Annotated in this window: 9 protein-coding genes; all 9 read right to left on the minus strand. The window is 66.4% G+C overall.

Annotation, left to right across the window (positions count from 1 at the left end; genetic code table 11):
• Positions 1–1,936: 1,936 nt before the first annotated feature.
• The 9 genes from ppdK to HMPREF1136_RS01820 all read right to left on the minus strand — a co-directional run bounded on the left by ppdK (position 1,937) and on the right by HMPREF1136_RS01820 (position 21,273).
• Positions 1,937–4,654 (minus strand): pyruvate, phosphate dikinase, encoded by a 2,718-nt coding sequence (gene ppdK, locus HMPREF1136_RS01780; protein ID WP_009647606.1) that lies wholly within the window; start codon positions 4,652–4,654, stop codon positions 1,937–1,939.
• A 337-nt stretch (positions 4,655–4,991) separates the two neighbouring features.
• Complete coding sequence (locus HMPREF1136_RS01785) at positions 4,992–6,011, minus strand: hypothetical protein (protein ID WP_009647605.1); 1,020 nt, start codon at positions 6,009–6,011, stop codon at positions 4,992–4,994.
• Between the two features lie 136 nt (positions 6,012–6,147).
• A complete protein-coding gene (locus HMPREF1136_RS01790; protein ID WP_009647598.1) occupies positions 6,148–7,602 on the minus strand; it encodes an FHA domain-containing protein in 1,455 nt (484 codons plus the stop codon).
• Positions 7,602–8,474 carry a PP2C family protein-serine/threonine phosphatase gene (locus HMPREF1136_RS01795; protein ID WP_009647609.1) on the minus strand — a complete coding sequence of 291 codons (873 nt, stop codon included), beginning with the start codon at positions 8,472–8,474 and terminating at the stop codon, positions 7,602–7,604. The genes HMPREF1136_RS01790 and HMPREF1136_RS01795 overlap by 1 nt, the downstream gene beginning before the upstream one ends.
• Positions 8,475–8,615: 141 nt before the next feature.
• A complete protein-coding gene (locus HMPREF1136_RS01800) occupies positions 8,616–10,151 on the minus strand; it encodes a serine/threonine-protein kinase (RefSeq protein WP_009647597.1) in 1,536 nt (511 codons plus the stop codon).
• Positions 10,148–12,829 carry a transglutaminase family protein gene (locus HMPREF1136_RS01805; RefSeq protein ID WP_198002797.1) on the minus strand — a complete coding sequence of 894 codons (2,682 nt, stop codon included), beginning with the start codon at positions 12,827–12,829 and terminating at the stop codon, positions 10,148–10,150. Before HMPREF1136_RS01805 ends, HMPREF1136_RS01800 begins: the two co-directional genes overlap by 4 nt.
• Positions 12,826–14,022: a DUF58 domain-containing protein gene (locus HMPREF1136_RS01810; protein ID WP_009647608.1), complete on the minus strand. Its 1,197-nt coding sequence runs from the start codon at positions 14,020–14,022 to the stop codon at positions 12,826–12,828. The genes HMPREF1136_RS01805 and HMPREF1136_RS01810 overlap by 4 nt, the downstream gene beginning before the upstream one ends.
• Before the next feature lie 50 nt (positions 14,023–14,072).
• Positions 14,073–15,038, minus strand: coding sequence for an AAA family ATPase (locus tag HMPREF1136_RS01815; RefSeq protein WP_009647596.1), 966 nt, complete (start codon positions 15,036–15,038; stop codon positions 14,073–14,075).
• Between the two features lie 52 nt (positions 15,039–15,090).
• Complete coding sequence (locus HMPREF1136_RS01820) at positions 15,091–21,273, minus strand: Ig-like domain-containing protein (protein ID WP_009647600.1); 6,183 nt, start codon at positions 21,271–21,273, stop codon at positions 15,091–15,093.
• Positions 21,274–21,334: the final 61 nt, after the last annotated feature.

Consider the following 21,334-nt stretch of genomic DNA (forward strand, 5'->3'; position numbering starts at 1 on the left):
GTGCGAGTACAATCTGCCGGGCAGCCGCACAACCGAGCAGCCGCACAACCGAGCAGCCGCACAACCGAGCAGCCGGGCAGCCGCAGGGCCACTGGCTACCCCAACCAGCAACGCGCAAGCTGACAGGTGACAATCTGGTCCCCATCATGCACACGTTAACCCGCTACTACGCACGTGGGCCTTCTAATCCGCATGTAAACCCGCTACTACGCACGTGGGTCCTCTAATCCGCACGTTAACCCGCTACTACGAACCTGGGCAGCCCCGCCCACACTCCAAATAGCGGGTTCACGTGCGACATAGCGGGTTACCGCTCGCAGCATCGGGTTCGCGCGCGAACAACACACCCTGCCAGACGCCATTGTGCCCAAAACGCAGACCACCTCGCCCACAACAGCCCATTTTCAGCGTTTTTCACCGAGGTGGTCTGCACTTTGAGCGCCGCACCCTACGCCGCCCGAAATCAGCACAAGCCTCCAACGCCATACGCGTCGCACGCTCACGCAACTCCATCGAAGACTTACGCTGACCAGACATCCCAAACCTCCAATCCGGCCTAAGACACTCCCCACAATACCCGGGACACTTCAACACCCTGCCAGATACCGTTGTGCCCAAAACGCAGACCACCTCGCCCACAACAGCCCATTTTCAGCGTTTTTCACCGAGGTGGTCTGCACTTTGAGCGCCGCACCACCACGAACCGCAACCTCACTGCCTCAAAACGGGGGAAACGACATCATTAGAGCCGCGACACGCCGGCGACACGCCGCCAGCCAGCTCCTAATGCTGCACCCCCAGCGGGCCAGATTGGAAACCAACGCAGGGCATACAGCCCCCGGCTGGTGCCCAACTGCGGTGCCGGTGGGCGGGGGCAGGACCTGGCCGGGCTTCAAAACGACGCCGATCACCCACCAGCACACCAGGCACCGCCGGTGTGGAGGGCGACGCGTGAGCTGCGGGACAAGAGAGGCCTGGCTGTGGGGCTTGGCCGCAGTGCCCGTGGTCGGCGGGGCCTGGATGGGATGTGCACAGCAATGAAAAGCCCCACCGGTGTGGAGGGTGCCGGAGGGTCCGGAGGGCTTGGCCGGGCTTCGAGATCGACGACTCCGAGCCGCAGGTTCACGCATGGAGGGAACCGCGAGGCCCGCGGAGCCTGGCTGTGGGGCTTGGCGGCGGCGCCCGTGGGCGGCGGGTCCTGGATGGGATGTGCACAGCAATGAATAGCCCCACCGGTGTGGAGGGTGCCGGAGGGTCCGGAGGGCTTGGCCGGGCTTCGAGCTCGATGACTCCGAGCCGCAGGTTCACGCATGGAGGGAACCGCGAGGCCCGCGGAGCCTGGCCGCGGTGCCGGTGGGTGCCGGTGGGCGGCGGCAGGGCATAGCCGGGCTTTAAAACGACGCCGATCACCACCAGCACACCAGGCACCGCCGGTGTGGAGGGCAACGCGTGAGCTGCGGGACAAGAGAGGCCTGGCTGTGGAGCTTGGCGGCGGTGCCCGTGGGCGGCGAGGCCTGGATGGGATGTGCACAGCAATGAAAAGCCCCACCGGTGTGGAGGGTGCCGGTGGGCGGCGGCAGGGCCTGGCCGGGCTTCGAGATCGACGACTCCGAGCCGCGGGTTCACGCATGGAGGGAACCGCGAGGCCCGCGTGGCCCGCGGAGCCGGGCCGAGGTGCCGGTGGGCGGCGGCAGGGCCTGGCCGGGCTTCGAGATCGACGACTCCGAGCCGAAGGCTCGCGTGCGGCGATCTCGCGGGCGGGCCGCCGCCCACCGGCACACACAGCGGTCCAGCCCACATAGGCAGACCTCGCGGTGCCCGGAAATCAGGCGCATCCACAACCAGCACCCACAACGAAACGAGGCCGCGACCGGTTTCCGGCCACGGCCTCGTCGCGCTCAATCAGTGCCACTCAGCAAAGCGGCACCGCCAGCGATCAGGCGGTCATGTCCACGTGGTCCTCGACCGCGGCGCGGCCAGCCTCGAGGCGGGCGACGGGGACGCGGAACGGGGAGCAGGACACGTAGTCGACACCCACGTTATGGAAGAAGTGGATCGACTGCGGGTCGCCACCGTGCTCGCCACACACGCCGAGCTTGATGTTCGGCTTGGTGGAGCGGGCGCGGCGCACGCCTTCGGAGACCAGGGTGCCCACGCCGTGGACGTCGATGGACTCGAAGGGGGAGACACCGAAGATGCCGGCCTCGATGTACTGCGGGAAGAACACGCCTTCGACGTCGTCGCGCGAGAAGCCCCACACGGTCTGGGTCAGGTCGTTGGTGCCGAAGGAGAAGAAGTCGGCTTCCTCGGCGAGGTCCTCGGCCGTCATGGCGGCGCGCGGCAGCTCGATCATGGCGCCGATGGAGACGCCGGACAGGTCAACGCCGTGGGCGGCAGCGACGGAGGCGATGATGCCTTCGGCCTCTTCGCGCACGAGCTGGAGCTCACGCACGGAGCCGACGAGCGGAACCATGATCTCAGGACGCGGGTCGAGGCCGCGGCCCACGAGTTCTGCGGCAGCCTCGCACAGGGCGCGCATCTGCAGGGCGAACAGGCCGGGCAGGTAGATGCCCAGGCGCACGCCGCGCAGACCCAGCATGGGGTTCTGCTCGTGCATGCGGCGGACCTCGACAAGCATGGCCTCGTCGGCGGGGTCGAGGGTGCCGGTGGCCTTGCCGACGGCAACCTTGGTCTCCAGCTCGATGAGGGCGGGCATGAACTCGTGGAGCGGCGGGTCGATGAGGCGCACGGTCATCGACTTGCCGTCCATGACCTCGAGCATCTCGAGGAAGTCCTGCTTCTGCAGCTTCTCGAGCTCGTTGAAGGCGGCCTGGCGTTCCTCGGACTCGGGGGCGGAGAGGATGGCGCGCTCGACGAGCGGGCGGCGCTCACCCAGGAACATGTGCTCGGTGCGGCACAGGCCGATGCCCTCGGCACCGAACTCGATGGCGCGCGTGGAGTCGAGGGGGGTGTCGGCGTTGGCGCGCACGCGCAGGCGGCGGACCTTGTCGGCGTGGGACAGGAGCTTGTCGACGGCCTCGACGAGCTCGCGGGTTCCCGCATCCTCGCCGGCGGCGGCGAGGCCGGCCTCGAGGCCTTCGGCGAGGTAGGTGGTGACGGGCGAGTCGGTCACGGGGACCTCGCCGCGGAAGATTTCGCCGGTCTGGCCGTCGATGGCGATGGTGTCGTCAGCGGTCAGGACGAGGTCACCGATGGTGACGGTGCCGGCGGCAGCATCGATGACGAGGGACTCGGCACCACACACGCAGGTCTTGCCCATGCCGCGGGCGACGACGGCGGCGTGCGAGGTCTTACCGCCGCGCGCGGTGAGGACACCCTCAGCGGCGACCATGCCGGGCAGGTCGTCGGGGTTGGTCTCGCGGCGCACGAGGACGGTCTTGATACCCTTTTCGGCGGCTTCGATGGCCTGCGCGTTGTCGAAGGCGATCTTGCCGACGGCGGCGCCCGGGGAGGCGGCCATGCCGCGCGCGATGAGTTCCTTCTCGGCCTTGGCGTCGAACTGCGGGAACATCAGCTGGGTGAGCTGGTCGCCGGTGACGCGACCCAGGGCCTCGTCGCGGGTAATGAGCTTTTCGCCGAGAAGCTGGGTGGCGATGCGGAACGCGGCGGCGGCGGTGCGCTTGCCGACGCGGGTCTGGAGCATCCACAGCTTGCCGCGCTCGACGGTGAACTCGATGTCGCACATGTCGCGGTAGTGGGTTTCGAGCTTGCGCATGATGGCGCGCAGCTCGTCGTAGACGGGCTTGTTGATGCGCTCGAGGTCGGACAGGGCCAGCGTGTTGCGGATGCCCGCAACGACGTCCTCGCCCTGCGCGTTCTCCAGGTAGTCGCCGTAGACACCGGAGTGGCCGGAGGAGGGGTCGCGGGTGAAGCACACGCCGGTGCCGGAGTTTTCGCCCATGTTGCCGAACACCATGGTGCAGATGTTGACGGCGGTGCCCAGGTCGTGGGGGATGCGCTCGCGGCGGCGGTAGATGCGGGCGCGCTCGGTGTTCCAGGAGCGGAAGACGGCCTCAATGCCCATGTCCATCTGGGTGCGCGGATCCTGGGGGAAGTCCTCGCCGGTCTGTTCCTTAACGATGCCCTTGAAGGTTTCGACGAGGCCCTTGAGGTCCTCGGCGGTCAGCTCGGTGTCGCCCTTCACGCCGCGCTCGGCCTTGAGGTCGTCGAGGGCGTCGGAGAAGAGGTCGCCGTCGATGTCGAGGACGGTCTTACCGAACATCTGGATGAGGCGGCGGTAGGAGTCCCACGCGAAGCGCTCGTTACCGCTAACGGCTGCGAGGCCGAGAACGGACTCATCGTTGAGGCCGATGTTCAGGACGGTTTCCATCATGCCGGGCATAGAGAACTTTGCGCCGCTTCGCACGGAGACCAGGAGCGGGTCGGCGGGGTCGCCGAGGTGGCGGCCCATCTGATCCTCGACGCCGCGCAGGGCGCGGGTGACCTCGGTGGCAAGTGTCTCGGGAACGGCCGACTCCTTGAGGTATGCGCGGCACGCCTCGGTGGTGATTGTGAAGCCGGGGGGAACAGGCAGGCCGAGCTTCGTCATCTCGGCGAGGTTCGCTCCCTTGCCTCCGAGCAGGTCCTTCATGGACTTGTCGCCCTCGGAGAAGTCGTACACATACTTGACCATCGTGGTCCTCAACTTCCATGTTTGCGATGATTGGCCCGACGCCGGGCCGCTACCACAGGCAAGGATACACGCCTCAAGGGACTAAGGTCACTTCAAGACACACCCTCTTAAGATTGTCCTGACATGAACGAGGCCGTGGTTGCTTGTCGGGTATCGTACCCTCGCGCGGGAGCGGGCGTCAGGCGGGTTGGTCAGCGGTATCGGCGAGTCTGTCACGCAGGCACCGGCGGGCGCGGTGTTCGGTCGGCGGGGCGGGTAGACAGATGTGGGGCGGACCCGAAGGCCCGCCCCACACTCGTCACAGGAGCCAGGTCGCCGGCGAGGCTCGCCGGTCCAGCTATCTGACCTGTCGGCCGTCGACCCACTTTTGAAGGAGCGTGAAGACGATGTATCGCTCACCGGCCTCGTCGAAGCAGACCGCGCCACGCACGTCCAGCCAGATACGGTGCTCCCGTGTGGTGACCGTGATGTAGTGGGCAGCCAAGCTCCCCGGCAAGCTGTCGCTGACCTCCCCTACGTCAATTGACTCAACATCCGCAACGTTAAGATCGGGACACAGGGCCTGCTCTGGGCTTTCCCCGCGAATGCACGATTCCAGAAGAGGCACGAATTGCTCCTGTTGCCAGGCCTTTGTTTCCCCGTTCAAGACGATGTCGATTTGGTGAGGTTCGTCAGCATCGAACAAGTCGATCGTCGCACCCGACGGAACGGAGTCGACACTGTACTCAGTGTCTTCACTGAACCGGGTCACGCTAATGTCGTAGGCACCGGGATACGCGTACACCAATCCTCCACCTGCCGCGAAGTGCCACAGGTCGTCTGTTACGGGAGGAATCATCCGCTGATTGCCCTTGGTCGCTCCGACGTCCCCGAGCGACACTCCAGCAATCGACAGGTCTGAGGCGTACCCGTGCGCGGACACAGTGACCTTACGTGCCGCACTGGAAACGACCCTCCACGAGCCAATGTGCGGCTTGGGCACACCCGAGCGCTCCATGTAGATGACGCGGGTCGTGGAGCGGCCGTTCATTGAGAACTCGATATTGACCCCCTGCCGACCATCCCTGTCGAGCTCGGAGTGCACCCACACAGCGCCCACGCTCATCGCTGGAGTGCTCGACGAGCGCTGGAGTCGCCGCAGGTCAACGGCGTCGCCACGCCCGACATTGGGATCGGCGTCGGCGTCGGCGCTCTCAACCGCCAGGGCATCTTCGAAGCGCCCCTGGGCGATCGCCTCGGCGTAGTAGCGAGCGGCGTCCTGCGCACTCGTGCGCGACAGATACACGAGGCCACCCACCACCGGCAACACAACGAACACACACACGAGGACGACGATCATCCGCGCGCGTTTCTTCATGACACGCTCACTCTCGCCAGGCCGGTGGCAGCAAGCATCAGCGCGCGCAACCTCCAGCAGGTCTTAACAGCCACCCTAGTACATACGCGTGCGGGGTGGGCCAAGCGGTCCACCCCACACGCGTTTGAATAGCAGATCAGCGCACGCGGAACTCGATCGTGGTGCCCTCACCGACGTCGATGAGGTCACCGTCGTTCAGGGCGATCGTCACCATGGGGGTGACATCCTGGAAAGAGCCGTCAGCGTGACGCAGGACGGTGCCGTTGGCGCTGCCCAGGTCCATGAGCGCCCACGAACCCGGCGTCGTCATCATGACGGCGCAGTGGGAACGCGAGATCTCGGTGGCCGGGCTGGGCACGCGCAGCACGGTCGCCACGGGGCGGCCGGTCAGGGCGCGGGCGTCGGGGTCGCGGCCGATGACGACGTCACGCGAGACCTCAACGGGCACGGTGCCGCCGTGGATCAGGAAGGCGACGGGCGCGGCGGGGCCGGAGTTGACGGGGGCGAGGCGCAGAATCGTGGCCTCGGTGTCGGTCTCGGCACCCAAGTCGGCCAGGCCGGCGGCGCTCATGGCCTCGGGCGCGGCGGGCGGTTCGGCTGCCGTCTCCGGCTCGGGGGCAGGCGCAGGTTCCGGCTCAGGGGCGGATTCAAGCTCCGCTTCCGGCTCAGGAGCAGGCTCGAACTCGGGGGCGGACTCAAGTTCCGCTTCCGATTCGGGAGCAAGTTCGGTGTTTTCCTCCGACTCGGACTCGGACGAGGCCTGGGCGGGTTCCACGAAGGCGGCACCACGGTCGATGGTAGCGGTGCGGTCGAGGGACTCAGCCGTATGGATCGGCGGCTCGACGGCGTCGGCGACGACGTAGAGCTCGCTCGAGGTCTGTTCAAGGTCCTCGGAGGGCGCCTCGTCCTGCGCATCATCCGTGGCGTCCACGGGCGCGTACGGATCGGGGGTGGTGCGGGAGGCACCGGGCAGCGAGACGGGACCGTTGCTGGTGGCCGCGAGGAACTGGGCTTCGACGGCAGCCAGGTCAACCGCAGGCGCGTGCGTGATCGTGGGTTCGGGCAACTCTTCGCGGGCGTCGCGACGGGCGCGACGCTCGTGGTCCGGAATATCCGGGTTGATGAGGAAGCCCATCGTATCAACAGGCATCGACGCGAGGGCCTCAACCTCGTCGAGCGCGCGACCGATGCGAATCTCGCCAGCCTCGACGCGGTCTGCGGCGGGCACCATCCACGTGATCTCGTCACCGTCGATGATGGTGGCCTCGAACGTCTGCCACTCGCCCGGGTTGAAGGGCCAGGCCCAGATCGGGTCGTTCCACACCTGCTCGGTGATCTGGCCGGCGGCGCGCATGCGCAGCTGAATATTGCCGAGGACTGTCAAGTAGGGCTGTTCGCCCGCACAGTCGAGAAGCAAGACATCGCCCTGCTCTGCCTGCACGTGAGAGAGCCACGCCTGGGTGTCAGCGCGCCCCCACACGACGTCGGCCGCGGAATCCGCGAAATCGAGCGGCACCAACGCCGCGCCGAGGGGTCCGGTGACGAGCATCGCGCCCTGTCCGCGACACAAGAAGCGTCCAATCTGAAGCATCAGTCACTGCCTTCTCTACGAGGAACCCGGCGCGCTGTCTGAATCGACGCCGGACGTACTGGTTGAATCATCCGATTCATGACATTCGTTGTCAATGTTACTCGTGATTCTTTTCCTGCGTAGACTACTACGGCTGTCGTGTTGTCGCGAGTGCCCGCTTCGAGGCTGGCTTTCACGAGTGCGTCAGCGGTGCCCTGCGGCCCATTGCCGGCGGCGACAATGGCGTGGATCTGCGAATCCTGTAGGACGCCGTGCACGCCGTCTGTACAGATGACCGCGCGGTCGCCTTCTTCCATCGGCATGATGGTGTAGTCGGCTTTCACACTTCCGGTTTGTCCGGCACCCAGTGCCTTGGTCACGACGTTGGCTGGAGGAATGACCTGGGGCGCGCCTGAGGTGGCCGCCAGGTCGCGAGCCTCCTGCAGCGCGGAGTGGTCGTGGGTGAGTTGGCGGATGCCGCCGGCACCGACGACGTAGGCGCGTGAGTCGCCAACATTGAAGGAGAGCCAGAAGGCCCCTTCCGCGGTCCACAGGACCATCAGACCGGAGAGTGTCGTGCCGGGGGCACTCATCGGATTGTCAGCAGGTGCCAGGGAGGCCACGTCCGTGGCGGCTGCGTCAATCGCGACGGACAGATCGACCAGGTCGACGGGACGGTCTCCGAGTCGATCAGGACTCAGGAACTCCTGCAGTGTAAGGACGGCCTGTGCTGAGGCCCGGGCACCGCCGAGGTGGCCCCCCATCCCATCTGCGACTGCGAAGACGGGCGAGACCGCCAGCCAAGAATCCTCGTTGTGTGAGCGGACCGGACCGACGTCGGTCGACGCACCCCACAATAGTGGCGCACGCTCGGCATGTTCACCCTGAGCCATCTACCTTTGTCCTTCTCGCTACGTTGGGCGCGTGGGATAGCGCGTAACGCATTCATTCTACACGTGCATCATTAATGGTTACACAAAATGGACCGCAATTCGCCCTGGTCAGCCACGCGCTGGAATACGCTACACGGATGGTCAGGGAACAGTTTGACAGGCCCTCACAGGGTCGGACATACGGCCCGAGGAACGCGACACCGTCGTGATTTCCATGCAGTTTTCGCCGCTGGCTCCATCCACGCTCACCGTCGCCGCCTCGACGCTGCCGTGCGTCGTGCCCGCGGGGCCGCTCCCCTCGTAGGAGTACGTCACATCCGCCGTGGCCAGGCCATCGGGAACGCTCCACGTCCACGTCACCTGGCCGTCGGCGTACTCTCCTGCGAGCGAGGTGACCTGTGGGGGTGCTGCTCCGAGGGGGTTCTCCGCGTTCGTCGACGCGCTCGTCGTCTCCTCAGCAGGGGCGATACGCGTGAAAGATCCTTCGTCCCGCAGAATACCAACCACCAGACCCGCTCCAATCACTGCGGCCAGCAGAGCCAATCCCACCGCTGCGACGGGATTCAAGCCCCGCTTGGAAACGTCAGGGTCGTCGACCGTACGACGGGCCGAGGCCTCGGCCTCCTCCGTCGACTGATCGGCGTTCCATGAATCAGCCACGGCCTCGACGCCGCCGGAACCCGCCCCACCCTCGAAGGAATAATAGGACGACGAGCGCATGCGCGTGTCGTCCGGGTCGATGACGGGGGCACCACGCGTGCGCGTATTCTGGTCGCCAGCGGAACCGGCCGAGGCTTTGGAGCGCTTCTCCTTGATTTCCATCTCGGTGCGCGCGTAGCCCAGCTCTTGTTGGACGCGCTGGAGACCCTTGCCGAACTCTAACGCCGAGGGGGTGCGCTCATCCGGGTTGATTGCCATCGCCGCGCGCAACACACGCTCAAGCTCCGCCGGGGCGTCCGCGCGGCCCAGGCCTCGCATGCGACCGCGCTGCACGCGGTTCGCGATCGACGCCGCCGAGTTATCCCCGATGGGATCCTCGAAGGGGCTGCGGCCCGTGATGAACGTCCACATCGTCGATGCGAGCGCCCACACATCCTGCGTCGGCGCGGCCGGCGAGTTGACGTCCTGCTGCTCTGGGGGTGCCCACAGCACCGAGAAGCCGTCAAACGCGCCGACCTCCAGCTTGCCGATCTTCGAGGCGACACCGAAGTCCGCGAGGACCGGCTTCCCATAGGCGTCCAGCATGATGTTCGAAGGCTTGATGTCGCGGTGCACGTAGCCCTGGCGGTGGAACATCTCGACGACGCCGCACACCTTGATCATTGTGTCCAGCGCCGTCTCCAGCGACATTGGCCGCGCGCGCACCTGCGTCAGCAGGTCAGCAACCGGGCAGTACTCCATCACCAGGTAGGCGCGTCCATCGGAGGTCGTGCCCACGCCGTGCAGCTCCACCACCGAGGGGTGGCCGGCCAGCAGAGTCATGGCGTCAGCCTCGCGGTGCAGCTCAAGGGTGCCTCGCTCGTCCCCTTTCGCGCGCACTACCTTGATGGCCACGTCGCGGCTGGGCAGCTCCTGGCGGTACAGGAACACGTCGGCGAAACCACCCTGGCCGAGTGGGCGAACCCACCGGAAGCCGGGAATCTGGGGGCCACGCGTGGCCACGACCGCTGAACTCACTGGTCGTTCTCCTCCTGCATCGTGCGCGCAACCGCTGCGCTCAATCGCAGCTTACGGCGCATTCGCAGGCTTCGCAGGGACAGCGCGCGACGAATGCGCGCAAAGAAACCGGCGTTCTTGCCCACCTGCGAGCGCAGCGCACTCACCTGCACCCACGCGTCACGCGCGCGGTCGCGGGAAGCGCCGTGAGACGCGAAGTCCGCGACGTCCGCATAACGGGCGATCACGACCGGGGTGGGAACGTCGTCACCGAATCGGCTCCACCCGTCGATCACATAGCGGCCCTTGGTCGCCGAGGCCTCGTCGAACTCGACCGAATCGGTCGAGCCGTCGTCGCCATGGCGCACCGCACCCGTCACCAGGCTGAAGGGGTCACCCGGGTGCTCGCCGAGATTCCACTGGGAGGCCAGCGACCAGGCGGTCTCCTGGCGGGTGCGTCCCACCTCGATAGTCAGGCCGGAGTCGGCGGCCAGGTCCACGACCTCGTCCCACGAGCCGATCAGCGCGTTGGCTGCGGCGGCTCGGCGGCGGTGGCGTCGACGTGCGGCCTTGTAGGCCAAGATCGCCAGAGGCGGCACCAAGATCAGGAGGATGCCACCCGCGACACCGGCGACGACGCGCCAGGGGAAGTTCTCATCCGGTGTCTTTACCGGGTCCGCGTTTTGGTCGCGCGTCGACGGCGGCAGCTCGGCGGGAGCATCCGGGGGCTCCGGCGGCTGGAGGACCTGCGGGCGCGGCACACTGCGAGGCTTGGGCACCTGCGTCTGCGGCGTGTGGTCGCGCGGAGGGGTGGGGTCAAAGACGGCCCAGATGCCGTCTCCGAACTCAACCTCGACCCAGGCGCGGATGTCAGAGCCGCGCAGGGAAGCGGCACCGCCCTGCGAGCCGCCCTCAGGGTAGGCACCCATGACGACGCGAGCGTTGATGCCCAGCTGGTGGAGCATGAGGGCCATGAGGGCCGTGTACTGCTGGTCGTCGCCGATAAGGTTCTCGTCGCCGGAAATCATGCGCTCAAGGCGGTCGGCGCGCACGCCGGGACGCGAGAACTGCGTGTTCTCGTTGAGGTAGTAACCGTAGGTCGACAGGTGGTGCTCGATCGCGCGCGCGGCGGCCAGAGCCGTCGACGCATTCTGCGTCAGATCCGTGGCCATCGCGCCGATGCCCTCGGGCACATGCGTGTCCTTCGACGTGTTGGGAGCAACTGAGAGGGAGGATAGCTCCTCGTCGCGGATGGGTTCGACGAACGTGGTGCGCACGTCGTAGGTCATCGTGCCCGCGCGCCCTGTCGTCAGGGCCGCGTTCCCCCACGTGTCGACAAAGAGGCCGTCCTTTTGCGTGTCCGCTCCGGTGCCGGAGAAAGTAATCTGCGAGGGGATTCCCAAGACGGGTACCCACGGGCCGGACAGGCCGTTGGTTGACACGGTGACGGTTGAATTGCCTTCGGCGCGCCCGGGGATCGCCGTCTCGACGGGGATGTAGCCGGAGTGGCCATCCCCTCGGGTTTCCGACATGCCAAAAGTGGTGCCGTCGTACACGTCCATCGCGGCGATGCGCACGCGCTGGTTCTCGGGCAGGTCAGAGACGGTAATAAGCGTCTCGTCCTTCAGATCGGTCGTGTAGTGACGGAACGAGGCCATCGGCGAGGGGTACGCCTGGATGTCCAGCGGCGGCTCCACGAGGTCGCGGCCAACGACACGCGCCCCGGACTTGCCCAGGTAGGAGGCGGCAGGCAGGGCCACGCCCACGGAAATCGCGAGCATGAGGGTCGCGCCGAGAATACGCCTACCCACGTAGACAGTGGAGCGAGAGCTGCGCCCGAGGGTATTCTCTGCCCCGGCCGCACCGGAGCGGCCCACCAGGACGTCCTGCCCCAGCGTGATGCGCTGGTACTGAGCGGCTGCGGCCCACCACGCGCCCAGGAGCGCCCACCACAGCAAGACCGCCCACACGGGCAGCGCGTGGCCTGACAGGCCAAAGAAGATGGCGATCACGCCCATCGCGACGAGCGGGATGGACCCCAGGATGGCGCGCCCAGCACGGGCGGTGATGAGGCCTGAGAGCACGGCAAAGAGGAGGCCGCTCATCCACGGGACGAGGCCGGGGCCCGAGTATGCGGACACGGGTGCGGTCAGCGTCAGCAGATCCTTCCACGCGCGGAAGGAACCCAGGACCATGACCTGCAGGGTCTTACCGGTGGGCAAGAACCCGAAGAGGGCCTCGGCGCGCAGGGCTGCGGCGCTCCCGAGCAGGAAGTAGGTGACCAGGACGGACAGGACCGTCGTGAGCATATCCCAGCGCCACTTCGTCGACGCGTAGGCGATGAGCAGGCCGCAGGCCACGCCCGCGCCCGCCGCGATAGCGCCCACTCCCCCGCCGAAGACGGGTTCGAAAGCGACGACCGGCCCGGCGAAGAGGACCGCGAGGACGAGCAGAGACCACATCGGCAAGCGCGTGCGGAACGTCGCGAAGCGCTCCGTAATCGTCAACAGGCGGCTGCGCGTGGTCCTTGGCTTGGGCATGTGCGCCTCAGAGCGCGCGCCCGCGAGGGCGTGTGCTGCCGAGGGCTGTGTGGGTTCATCCACCGAGCGGCGGTCCGTCTTGATGGGAGAGCCGGGGACGGCCTCGCCCTGAGGATCGACGCGCTGGGCGCGGGGCTTGGTGTTCACGTTGCTGCTCATGCCAGACCCCCGGCGACGATAATGCGCGGCAGATCATCCAGGGTTGCACAGTCGAGGAGAACTCCTCGGCCGAGGTTTCGGCGGGCGCGCGCTTTGTTCACGCCGATACGGATGATGGACACGGGCACGTCGATGGGTGCGAGGCGCGCGAGGTGGGCGGCGTCCGAATCAGTTGTCTCGGGGCCGACGATGAGCGTCAGTGCGGAGACTCCGGGGCGCTGAGCCACGGCCTCGCGCACGCGCAGCGCCAGATCCCCGGAGGAGCGGCGCGAAATTTCGGACAGGGAGTCCAGGAGGCGCATGGCGACCGAGGACGGCAGCCACTCATCGGTCGTCGTCACCGACACCGGGCGCGACTCGCGCAGGTTCGCCAGGCCCAGGGAACCCGCGACCGACACGGCGGTCTCGAAGGAATCGTGATCCCACGCGTCGCGGGAGGTATCCAAGACGATGACGTGGTGGGAACGGTGGGTCTCCTCGTACTGGCGCACGATGAGCTTGCCGAGGCGAGCGGTCGACTGCCAGTGCACGGCGCGGCGGTCATCGCCCGGCTCGTAGTCGCGCAGCGCGTGGAAAGACACGTCGGAGCTGGAGAGCTTGCCGGTGGACACGCCCTCGACGTCGAGCTGGAAGCCGGTCGCGTCGAAGGGGACGCGGACCGTGCGCGGGTGAACGTGCAGGACGACGGGTTCATCCCAGGAACGCACGCGGCGCAGCAAGCCGAGGGCATCGGAGCGCACGGAGCGCGCAGGGCCGACATTGATGAGCCCTCGGTGACGCGAGGAGATCAGGAACATCTCGTCCCACGTCGCGTGCGCCCCCAACGGAGGAACGACGAACTCGCCCGTTCCCGTGCCGATCGGCAGCTCGATGATGCCTGCGCGCACCGGACGGGCACGCTCGTTGCGCACCACGAGCTCGCCGACCGCCGTCTGGCCTGCGACGATACGTTCGTTGGGCACGCGGATCGACACGAGGTGCGGGGGCTTCCACGCCACGCGCGTGGCCGCGAGCACCAGGGCGACGACGCCCGCGAGGGCACACGCCAGGGCCTCGACCCACCGGAGGGTCGCCGCGAGAATCAGGGAGACCGCGACGAAGAAGACGAGCGCCCACCCGGTGGGCGTCACTAGGTCGGCCAGCGCCTTCAGAGGGTGCTGACGGGAGGCCTGCGCCTTACGCGGCGAGACCATCGTTGCATTGTTCGAACTCTTCCCTTGCATCGTCGTTTCCGGTCGGCGCGTTACGCGCCCACCGCCGGGGCAGGCACCGACGTCAGGGCGCGCTGGATGACGCCCTCAGCGGTCGCGCCGGAGAACGCGGCGTCGGGGTCAACGATAATTCGGTGCGCCCACACGGGCACGGCCAGGGCCTTGATGTCGTCGGGCAGGACGAAGTTACGCCCCTGCGCGGCCGCCCACACGCGGGCGCAGCGCACCATGCCGATGGCGCCACGGGTGGACACGCCCAGCAGCGAGGACTCGTCGTCGCGAGTCGCTTCAGCCAGCGCCGCCACGTAGTCGAGGACCGCGCGGTCCGTGTGGTTCACCGAGGCCAGGGCTGCCCAGGCGACGATGTCCTGACCGGTCACGAGGGGCTCGAGGTTCTTCGAACGGTCGGGGGAGGCCGAGCCGTCGAGGACGTCGATCATGGCGGCTCGCGAGGGGTAGCCGATCGAGGTCTTCATGAGGAAGCGGTCTAGCTGGGCCTCGGGCAGCGGGTAGGTGCCTGCCTGTTCGACGGGGTTCTGGGTCGCGATGACCATGAAGGGCTGGGGCGCGGGGCGGCGCACACCGTCGACCGTCACCTGGGCCTCTTCCATGACCTCCAGGAGCGCGGACTGGGTCTTGGGCGAGGCACGGTTGATCTCGTCTGCCAGGACGATCTCCGCGAAGACGGGACCGGCGTGGAAGACCCACTCGCCCGTCTTCTGGTTGAACATATTCACGCCGGTGATGTCGGAGGGCAGCAGGTCGGGGGTGAACTGGATACGCGAGTGCGTACCGTCAATGGTCGCACTGATCGCGCGCGCCAGGGCCGTCTTACCGGTTCCGGGAGCGTCCTCGAGCAGGAGGTGTCCGCCCGCGAACATCGTCGTCAGCGCGAGGCGCACCGCCTGATGCTTGTCCAGGACCGCGACGGACACGCCATCGACGAGGCCCTTGAAGACCTGGGCGAACCTAGTTGCATCTTCGATGGAAAGGGTCATGTGTTGTCCTACTGTCTCTCTCGTTGCTTGTAGTGGGTGAAAGTCTTTTGTTTTATTCGCCTCGGCAGTTCTTCACGACCTGCCGCGCATTCAGTTCTAGCGCGGTGGTCGACTCCGTAAGGATACCCGGTATACTCTGCGTCCCCTGTGAGAAGCGGAACTCCGTGTTTTGGGACGGCCGTCCAGTCGTCACCGTGCAGACGAGTGTCCTGCCCGGCTGGAACTGCGAGGCACGCGAGGCTGTCAAGGTCATCGAGCCACACTCTTGGCCGTTCGGGCAGGCGGTCGCCCCGGTGAAGGATGCATCGATCTTGTCAAGCGATTCACCCGTCGTAAACGTGACCTCCACCTTTCGGTGGTCTCCGCCGGTACTGACCAGCTCGACGACAGCCGTGTACTGGTGGACCGGCTGCAGCCCCGACATGGTGACCTTCGTCATCGGGCCATTGAATGTCTGTTTCGTGTCCGCTACGCCCTTGATCCACACGTTGGTCTCCTTGACGGAAGTACCTTCAGGAGGGGTCCACACGATTGTGGCGCTGTTGGTATGTGGCTCGGCGGAGACTGTAAAGAGCGGGATCGGCGAGCTGCCACCGTCGCCGTTACCACCGCCGCCGTTACCACCGCCGCCGTTACCACCGCCGCCGTTACCGCCGCCGTTACCACCGCCGCCGTTGCCAACTATGCCGCTGGCTAGTGTCGCCGGACTCCACACGTAATCATTCGGCCCTCGCTTACCACGCTGGCAGAAGTAGTAGGTCATCATGGAACCAGAAGGAAGCGGACCGAGATCGAAGTCGGCACGGTCGCCGTTATTGAAGCGGACGGGGTTACCGGGCGCCATGCACCCTGGCACGCTGTCCGCGTAGAAGAGCTCCAGGTCGTTGACCGTGTAGCCGTTCCCCTCCTTCAGACGCGCATTATTGATGCGGATCGTACCCGCGGCATTGTCGGAGGTGGGACCCAACTGCGGCGCGTCGGGTGCCAGCGGAATGGTCTTCAGTGTGGGCGCTGCATACGTCTTCGCATCGGAGGTCGCACTAAGCCCGGCCGCGTTACTGACTGTCACGCGCACCTGCAGAGCGTCAGCCCGCCCCACTGTCATGGTCGTGGTAGCGGTCCCGTTCTTCTCATTGATCGCGGGACCGGGGACGGTCTTCGGGATGCCATTGACGTTCACCGTCGTCGGCCCCCAGCCCTTCGAGCTGCCCGATTCAAAATAGCTCCAGGTCACGGTAATCTCGATCTTGTCATCCGCGATGTTACGCGCATCGGCATTCATCACGTTGGGCTTCTCGGGGTTCTTCGTCTCCGTCTGCGGGGTGGCCACAGCACCCGCAGATGGCGCGGAATCTCCAGCGTCGCTGTGCGCCACGACCACCACCGTGTAGGTAAGGCCGTTCGTCAGGCCCGTGAGTGTACACGTGGTGTTGCCACCAGTCGAGCACGACACATCCGCTCCGCCGGCGACAGAAGCGATCGCCGTGTAGCCGGTGACCTTGGAGCCGTTCGCCTTGGCCTCAGCCCACGTCGCTGTGATGCTTCCGTCGCCGGCCTCAAGGTGAGGCGCACCGGGAGCACTCGGGACGTTGGAGATGGTAATGGGGTTCGAGGGTGCCGAACGCTCGGACTCGCCCTCCGCACTGACCGCAATCGCGGTGAAGGAGTAGGTCCTACCTGTGATCAGGTCGCCGACCTCGCACACCTCCTTGTCACAGGTGGCGACCTGCTTGCCAGTGTCGTCGAAGAGCCTGTAGCCGGTGATCGTCGACCCGCCAGACTTGGGAGCCTGGAAGGTCACGCTCGCACCGCCCTTACCGGTGTTTTCGGCGCGCAGATTTGTGGGAGGATTCGGCTTACCCGTCACCGTGACGGTGATCGTGCCCTGGACGGCACGCGAGGGGTCGGCCAACTTGTCGTTGACCTTGAAGCCGACCGTGATCACGCCGGAGGCGCTGGGCGTGATGGACACGGTCGTACCCGACGAGGAGACAGTCGCCTCACCCGAGGACACGAGGATCCCTTCGAGGGTGATCGGCGCGTCCGGGAAGGGGTTCGTCGCAGCCGACGCCACGTCCACGCTCACGGTCTGGTTCACCTTAGTGGTCAGCGTATAGACGGGCAGCTGGATCAGGGGCTTGACCGACGCGACGACCTCGACGGGGATCTGGGCCGACACCGTGTGGCCATCCTCGTCCGTGACGCTCACGGCGATCGAGCCGGCCGGCCCCTGCGCGGTTCCCTCGGCGGCCGTGACCGACAGGGTCGCGCCCGACAGCGAGGCCTGAATCGAGTTCGGCGCAGAGTCCATGGTGTAGGTGAACGTGGAGGTATCCACACCCTCGGGGTCGCGCACGGCCAGCGCCAGGTTCTGCACCACGGCCTCGCCCCCGGCCTCGACACGAATAGCGGTCGGGGTGAAGGTCGGCGGCTGGTTGACCGTGGCCTTGATGCGCACGGGCAGCGACAGGGAGTCGGTGAGCGTCCCCGCGTCGGAGGAATCGCCGTCCGCGACCTGGATGAGGAACGCGGAGTTGCCGCTAAACGCGGCGTTCGCGTTCAGGGTCAGCTGCGTGTTGGAATCAGCGACGACCGAGTCGAGGCCCTCCTGGGCCACAGGACTCGACCCCTCGACGAGGCGCGGGCTGCGTCCCGAGCGAGTAATGACGTAGTCCGACAGGTTGATCGTGCGCGAGGTACCCGCGTCCATCTCGATCGGCAGATTCGCCGAACTGAGGAACGGCGCGGTCGAGTCGCGACCGGGGACCCGGACAACAGCCGAGTTGGTCAGCCCATCGCGGTCGGTGATCGTGTAGACGACCAGGCGCGTGGATTCCGAGGTCGGAATCAGCAGGTTCGAGCCGGAGACGGTCACGCCGGCATCGGCGGTGGTCAGGGTGACCTCGTCGATACTGCCGTCGGGGTCTTCATCGTTCTCGAGGACGTTGACGGACACGGCGGAGCCGTCCGTGGGCAGCGCGTCATAGTCCACGAAGTCGTCGCGGGCGATGGGTGCCTTGAGGGGCGCGTCATCTTGGACGTAGACCGTCAGGGTGCCGCGCGCGGAGCCGCCGCGACCGTCGCTGACCGTGTAGGACACGAGGTAGGTGCCAACCTTGGAGGGCGTGTGCACCTGGACGGTCGTATCGGATCGGACCTGCGGGTCGAGTTCGGGCGTGGCCGTCTCGAGGCTGTCCTTCTCGAGGCTGAGCGGGTCGCCGTCAGGGTCCAAGTCGTTCGACAGGACGTTGACGGTCACCATGCGATCAGGGCGCGTCAGGACGGTGTCGGGCACTGCCACCGGGTTCTGGTTCAGCGAGGGAACAGGCGTGACGGCGACACGGACGCGAGCCGAGGCACGCGCGCCCTGGCGATCCTCGACCGTGTAGGTGAAGGAGTCAGTGCCGGACTCCGAGGCGTTGGGCGTGTACTCAATCCACGTGGCCTTCGCGGTCGCCGAGCCCTTCTGCGGCGAGGAATCCACGCCGCGCAGGGTCACCGAGTCGCCGTCCGGGTCAATACCGTCAAGCGAGACCGGGATGCGGGTGGCCTGACCGGCCGTGGCCCACGCGGTGATGTCGCGGGGACGCGGTGCCTGATTGTGGTCGGAGGCTGCCAGGATCTCGAAGGTGACCGTGCTGGAGGCGCGGTTACCGGCGGAGTCAATGACCGAGTAGGTGACATCCATCGTGCCCGGGGTGTCCCCCGCCTCGAGACGAACCTGGTTACCCGTCACGAAGGGGGTCCCCAGGGCGGAAGCGCGATCATACTCGAGCGTCGACTCGACCTGCAGGTTCAGGCCGGCCGGCGAGCGATCATTCGCCAGAACGGAGACCGTGCCAACATCGCCGACGCGCACCTTGCCACGATCCGGCTTGAGGACCGGCGGCAAGTCGGTGCGGTCAGAGGCACCGGGAATGACGGTCACGCTGGCGCTGGCACTGCCCTGCCCGTTGGACACCGTGTAAGAGAAGGACACCGTCCCTTCGAGGCCTGTCGGCGCAGTCACGCGCAGCAGGTGGCGGTCGATGAGGGCCACCTCCAGGCCGGGCACGGACGAGGAATCAATCGACGTGATCGACAGGACTCCACCCGTCGGGTCGTAGTCATTGGCCAGCGGCGCAACCAGCACGGACCCGCCCTGCGGCAGGACCGCCGTATCGTTCTCGGCAACCGGGGGCAGCGCAACGGTCTCAACGACCACGACGCGCACAATACCCAGCGTCGTCGCGACGCCGTCGGAGATCGTGTAGGCGAAGGAGTAGGAACCCGGGGACGACGCCACGAAGTCAATGGTCCCGCGTTCCAAATCCGGCGTGATCGACGCACCCGAGGGCGCACCGGACACAGCGGCCAGCATCAGCGGGTCGCCGTTGGGATCAGTGTCGTTCTTGAGTGGATCCAGGGTGACGGTCTCACCCGGGTGCGCCAGGAACAGGTCGCCGTTCGCCACGGGCGGCAGGTTGCCAGCCTCCTGGACGTTGACAATGAGTTCGCCGCGCGTCTCAGCACCCTGATCGTCGGCGACGGTGAGCACGACGGTCTTCGGACCAGCCGCGGAGCCTTCCTCGGTGATCGTCATCGTGCCGTCCTCCATGAAGGACACGCTCAGACCTTCGGGAGCCTCGGCATTCTTCAAGAACAACGGATCGCTATCGGGGTCACGCCAGTCGGACAGCGCCTGATACTGGATCTGCGCGCCCTGGCCGATCTTGACCGACGACGCACGAAGCTGCGTGGGTGCCTCGTTCTGCGAGTAGGGGTGGATCGTCACCTGTACCCGCGCGGGGGCGGTCGCGGTCCCGTCCGAGGCCTCGTACGTGAACGACGTGGAACCCGTCTGATCGGCATCGACGTCTGCGATCTGCAGCGCGCGACCGGAGCGCGCGACGGCCACAGAACCCCATGCGGGCTGGCTGGTCGGGCTGGCGGTCAGCACGTCTCCGTCAATGTCGGAGTCGTTGTCCAGGACCGGCAGGATCGTCGAACGGCCCGGGCGGATGCCGAATTCGTCATCCACTGCCTCGGGCGGGGTGTTCTCCTCGCGCTTTTCGGGGTCGGCGATCTCGTTCGTCAGCTCCGGGCTGTCCTGTTCGTTCTCGGACTCCTGGAGCTGGTTTTCGACCTCATCCCAGTTGTCCATGAGGACCATGTTGGAGTCGGGCAGCCACACGTTGCCCTGCGCGACGTCGTTGAGGACGATGGCCTTGCGGTTGGTGCGGAAAACGATTTCCTGGGCGCTCTTGAGCGTATCGACGACTGTCTGCTGGTTGTTGGAGGCGTCGTCGCACGAGCGCATGAACGCGCCCGAGCCGACCCACGCGCCGTAGGAGCAGCCCTCGTGGCGCACGGGAGCTGCGGGAATGCCGCTGGGGGATCCCTCGGCGGCGGGGATGATCGTGGGTGCACTGCCCTTCAGGGGGATGCTCACCAGGGACGAGGCCGTGGCCAGGAGGACGGAATCGTACGTCGGTCCGGCCTGCTGGAGGACTCCGCCCGCCTCGACGCCTGCGGCGCTGAGGTTGAGTGTCTTGCCGCCGGGCAGGAAGAGGGTGTTCGAGGTGGAGTCGAGGGCGACAACCTGGTCTCCGACGGCCGTCATCGACAACGACGCGTCTGCGGGGATGCCTTCGATCACGGAGGTCTTCGCTTGGTCTACGGCACCCTGCCGCTTAACAGTTGTGAGGGATCCGGAGGAGGACAGGGAGTAGACGGTGCCGTCCATGCCGGTGACAAACGCGCTCGCGCCCATGTTCGAGGCGACGGCGGCATTGTCAGAAAGGTTCGCCGGGCTCGGCGTGGTGGCTGACGTCGTCCACAGTGTGCCATCTGTCGCATTCAGGACGCCCAGGACGTCCCCGCCCTGCATCGCAACCGAGCCGGAGGGAAGGGCCGTCGGGGACCCCAAAGCGACCTGGGTAACATTGACCGGCGCAACAGTAAGTGAGGACAGGTCGGACACCGTAACAGTTTCGCCAGCCTGGCCGACATCGAAATTGCTAGCCTCGGTGCGCAGCGCGCCGTCAAGGATACGAGCCTCGTAGTCGAGGTGACCGACCATCTGCTTGGACTTATTTGTTACCCAAATTCCGCCATCATTGACGTTTACCTGCGTAACTTCCGCACCCTTATAGATGACGCCAGCGATGCAGAGCGCAACAACAACCAGCATGAGAACAAGCGCCGGCAGGCGTCGTCTCGCGCTGGTCAGGTTTCGGCGCGCTCGAGCGTTCATAGACCCTCTCTCGATCAATGATTAGTGCCTTGCAAATAGTGTGGCATGAGTTCGCAAGACG

It is taken from the genome of Actinomyces sp. ICM47, assembly GCF_000278725.1.
GTDB lineage: Bacteria > Actinomycetota > Actinomycetes > Actinomycetales > Actinomycetaceae > Pauljensenia.

Bases quoted from the DNA above. Each gene is read 5' to 3' on its own strand.
- ppdK (WP_009647606.1), bottom strand. From the start codon at position 4,654: ATGGTCAAGTATGTGTACGACTTCTCCGAGGGCGACAAGTCCATGAAG.
- HMPREF1136_RS01785 (WP_009647605.1), bottom strand. From the start codon at position 6,011: ATGAAGAAACGCGCGCGGATGATCGTCGTCCTCGTGTGTGTGTTCGTT.
- HMPREF1136_RS01790 (WP_009647598.1), bottom strand. From the start codon at position 7,602: ATGCTTCAGATTGGACGCTTCTTGTGTCGCGGACAGGGCGCGATGCTC.
- HMPREF1136_RS01795 (WP_009647609.1), bottom strand. From the start codon at position 8,474: ATGGCTCAGGGTGAACATGCCGAGCGTGCGCCACTATTGTGGGGTGCG.
- HMPREF1136_RS01805 (WP_198002797.1), bottom strand. From the start codon at position 12,829: ATGAGCAGCAACGTGAACACCAAGCCCCGCGCCCAGCGCGTCGATCCT.
- HMPREF1136_RS01810 (WP_009647608.1), bottom strand. From the start codon at position 14,022: ATGGTCTCGCCGCGTAAGGCGCAGGCCTCCCGTCAGCACCCTCTGAAG.
- HMPREF1136_RS01815 (WP_009647596.1), bottom strand. From the start codon at position 15,038: ATGACCCTTTCCATCGAAGATGCAACTAGGTTCGCCCAGGTCTTCAAG.
- HMPREF1136_RS01820 (WP_009647600.1), bottom strand. From the start codon at position 21,273: ATGAACGCTCGAGCGCGCCGAAACCTGACCAGCGCGAGACGACGCCTG.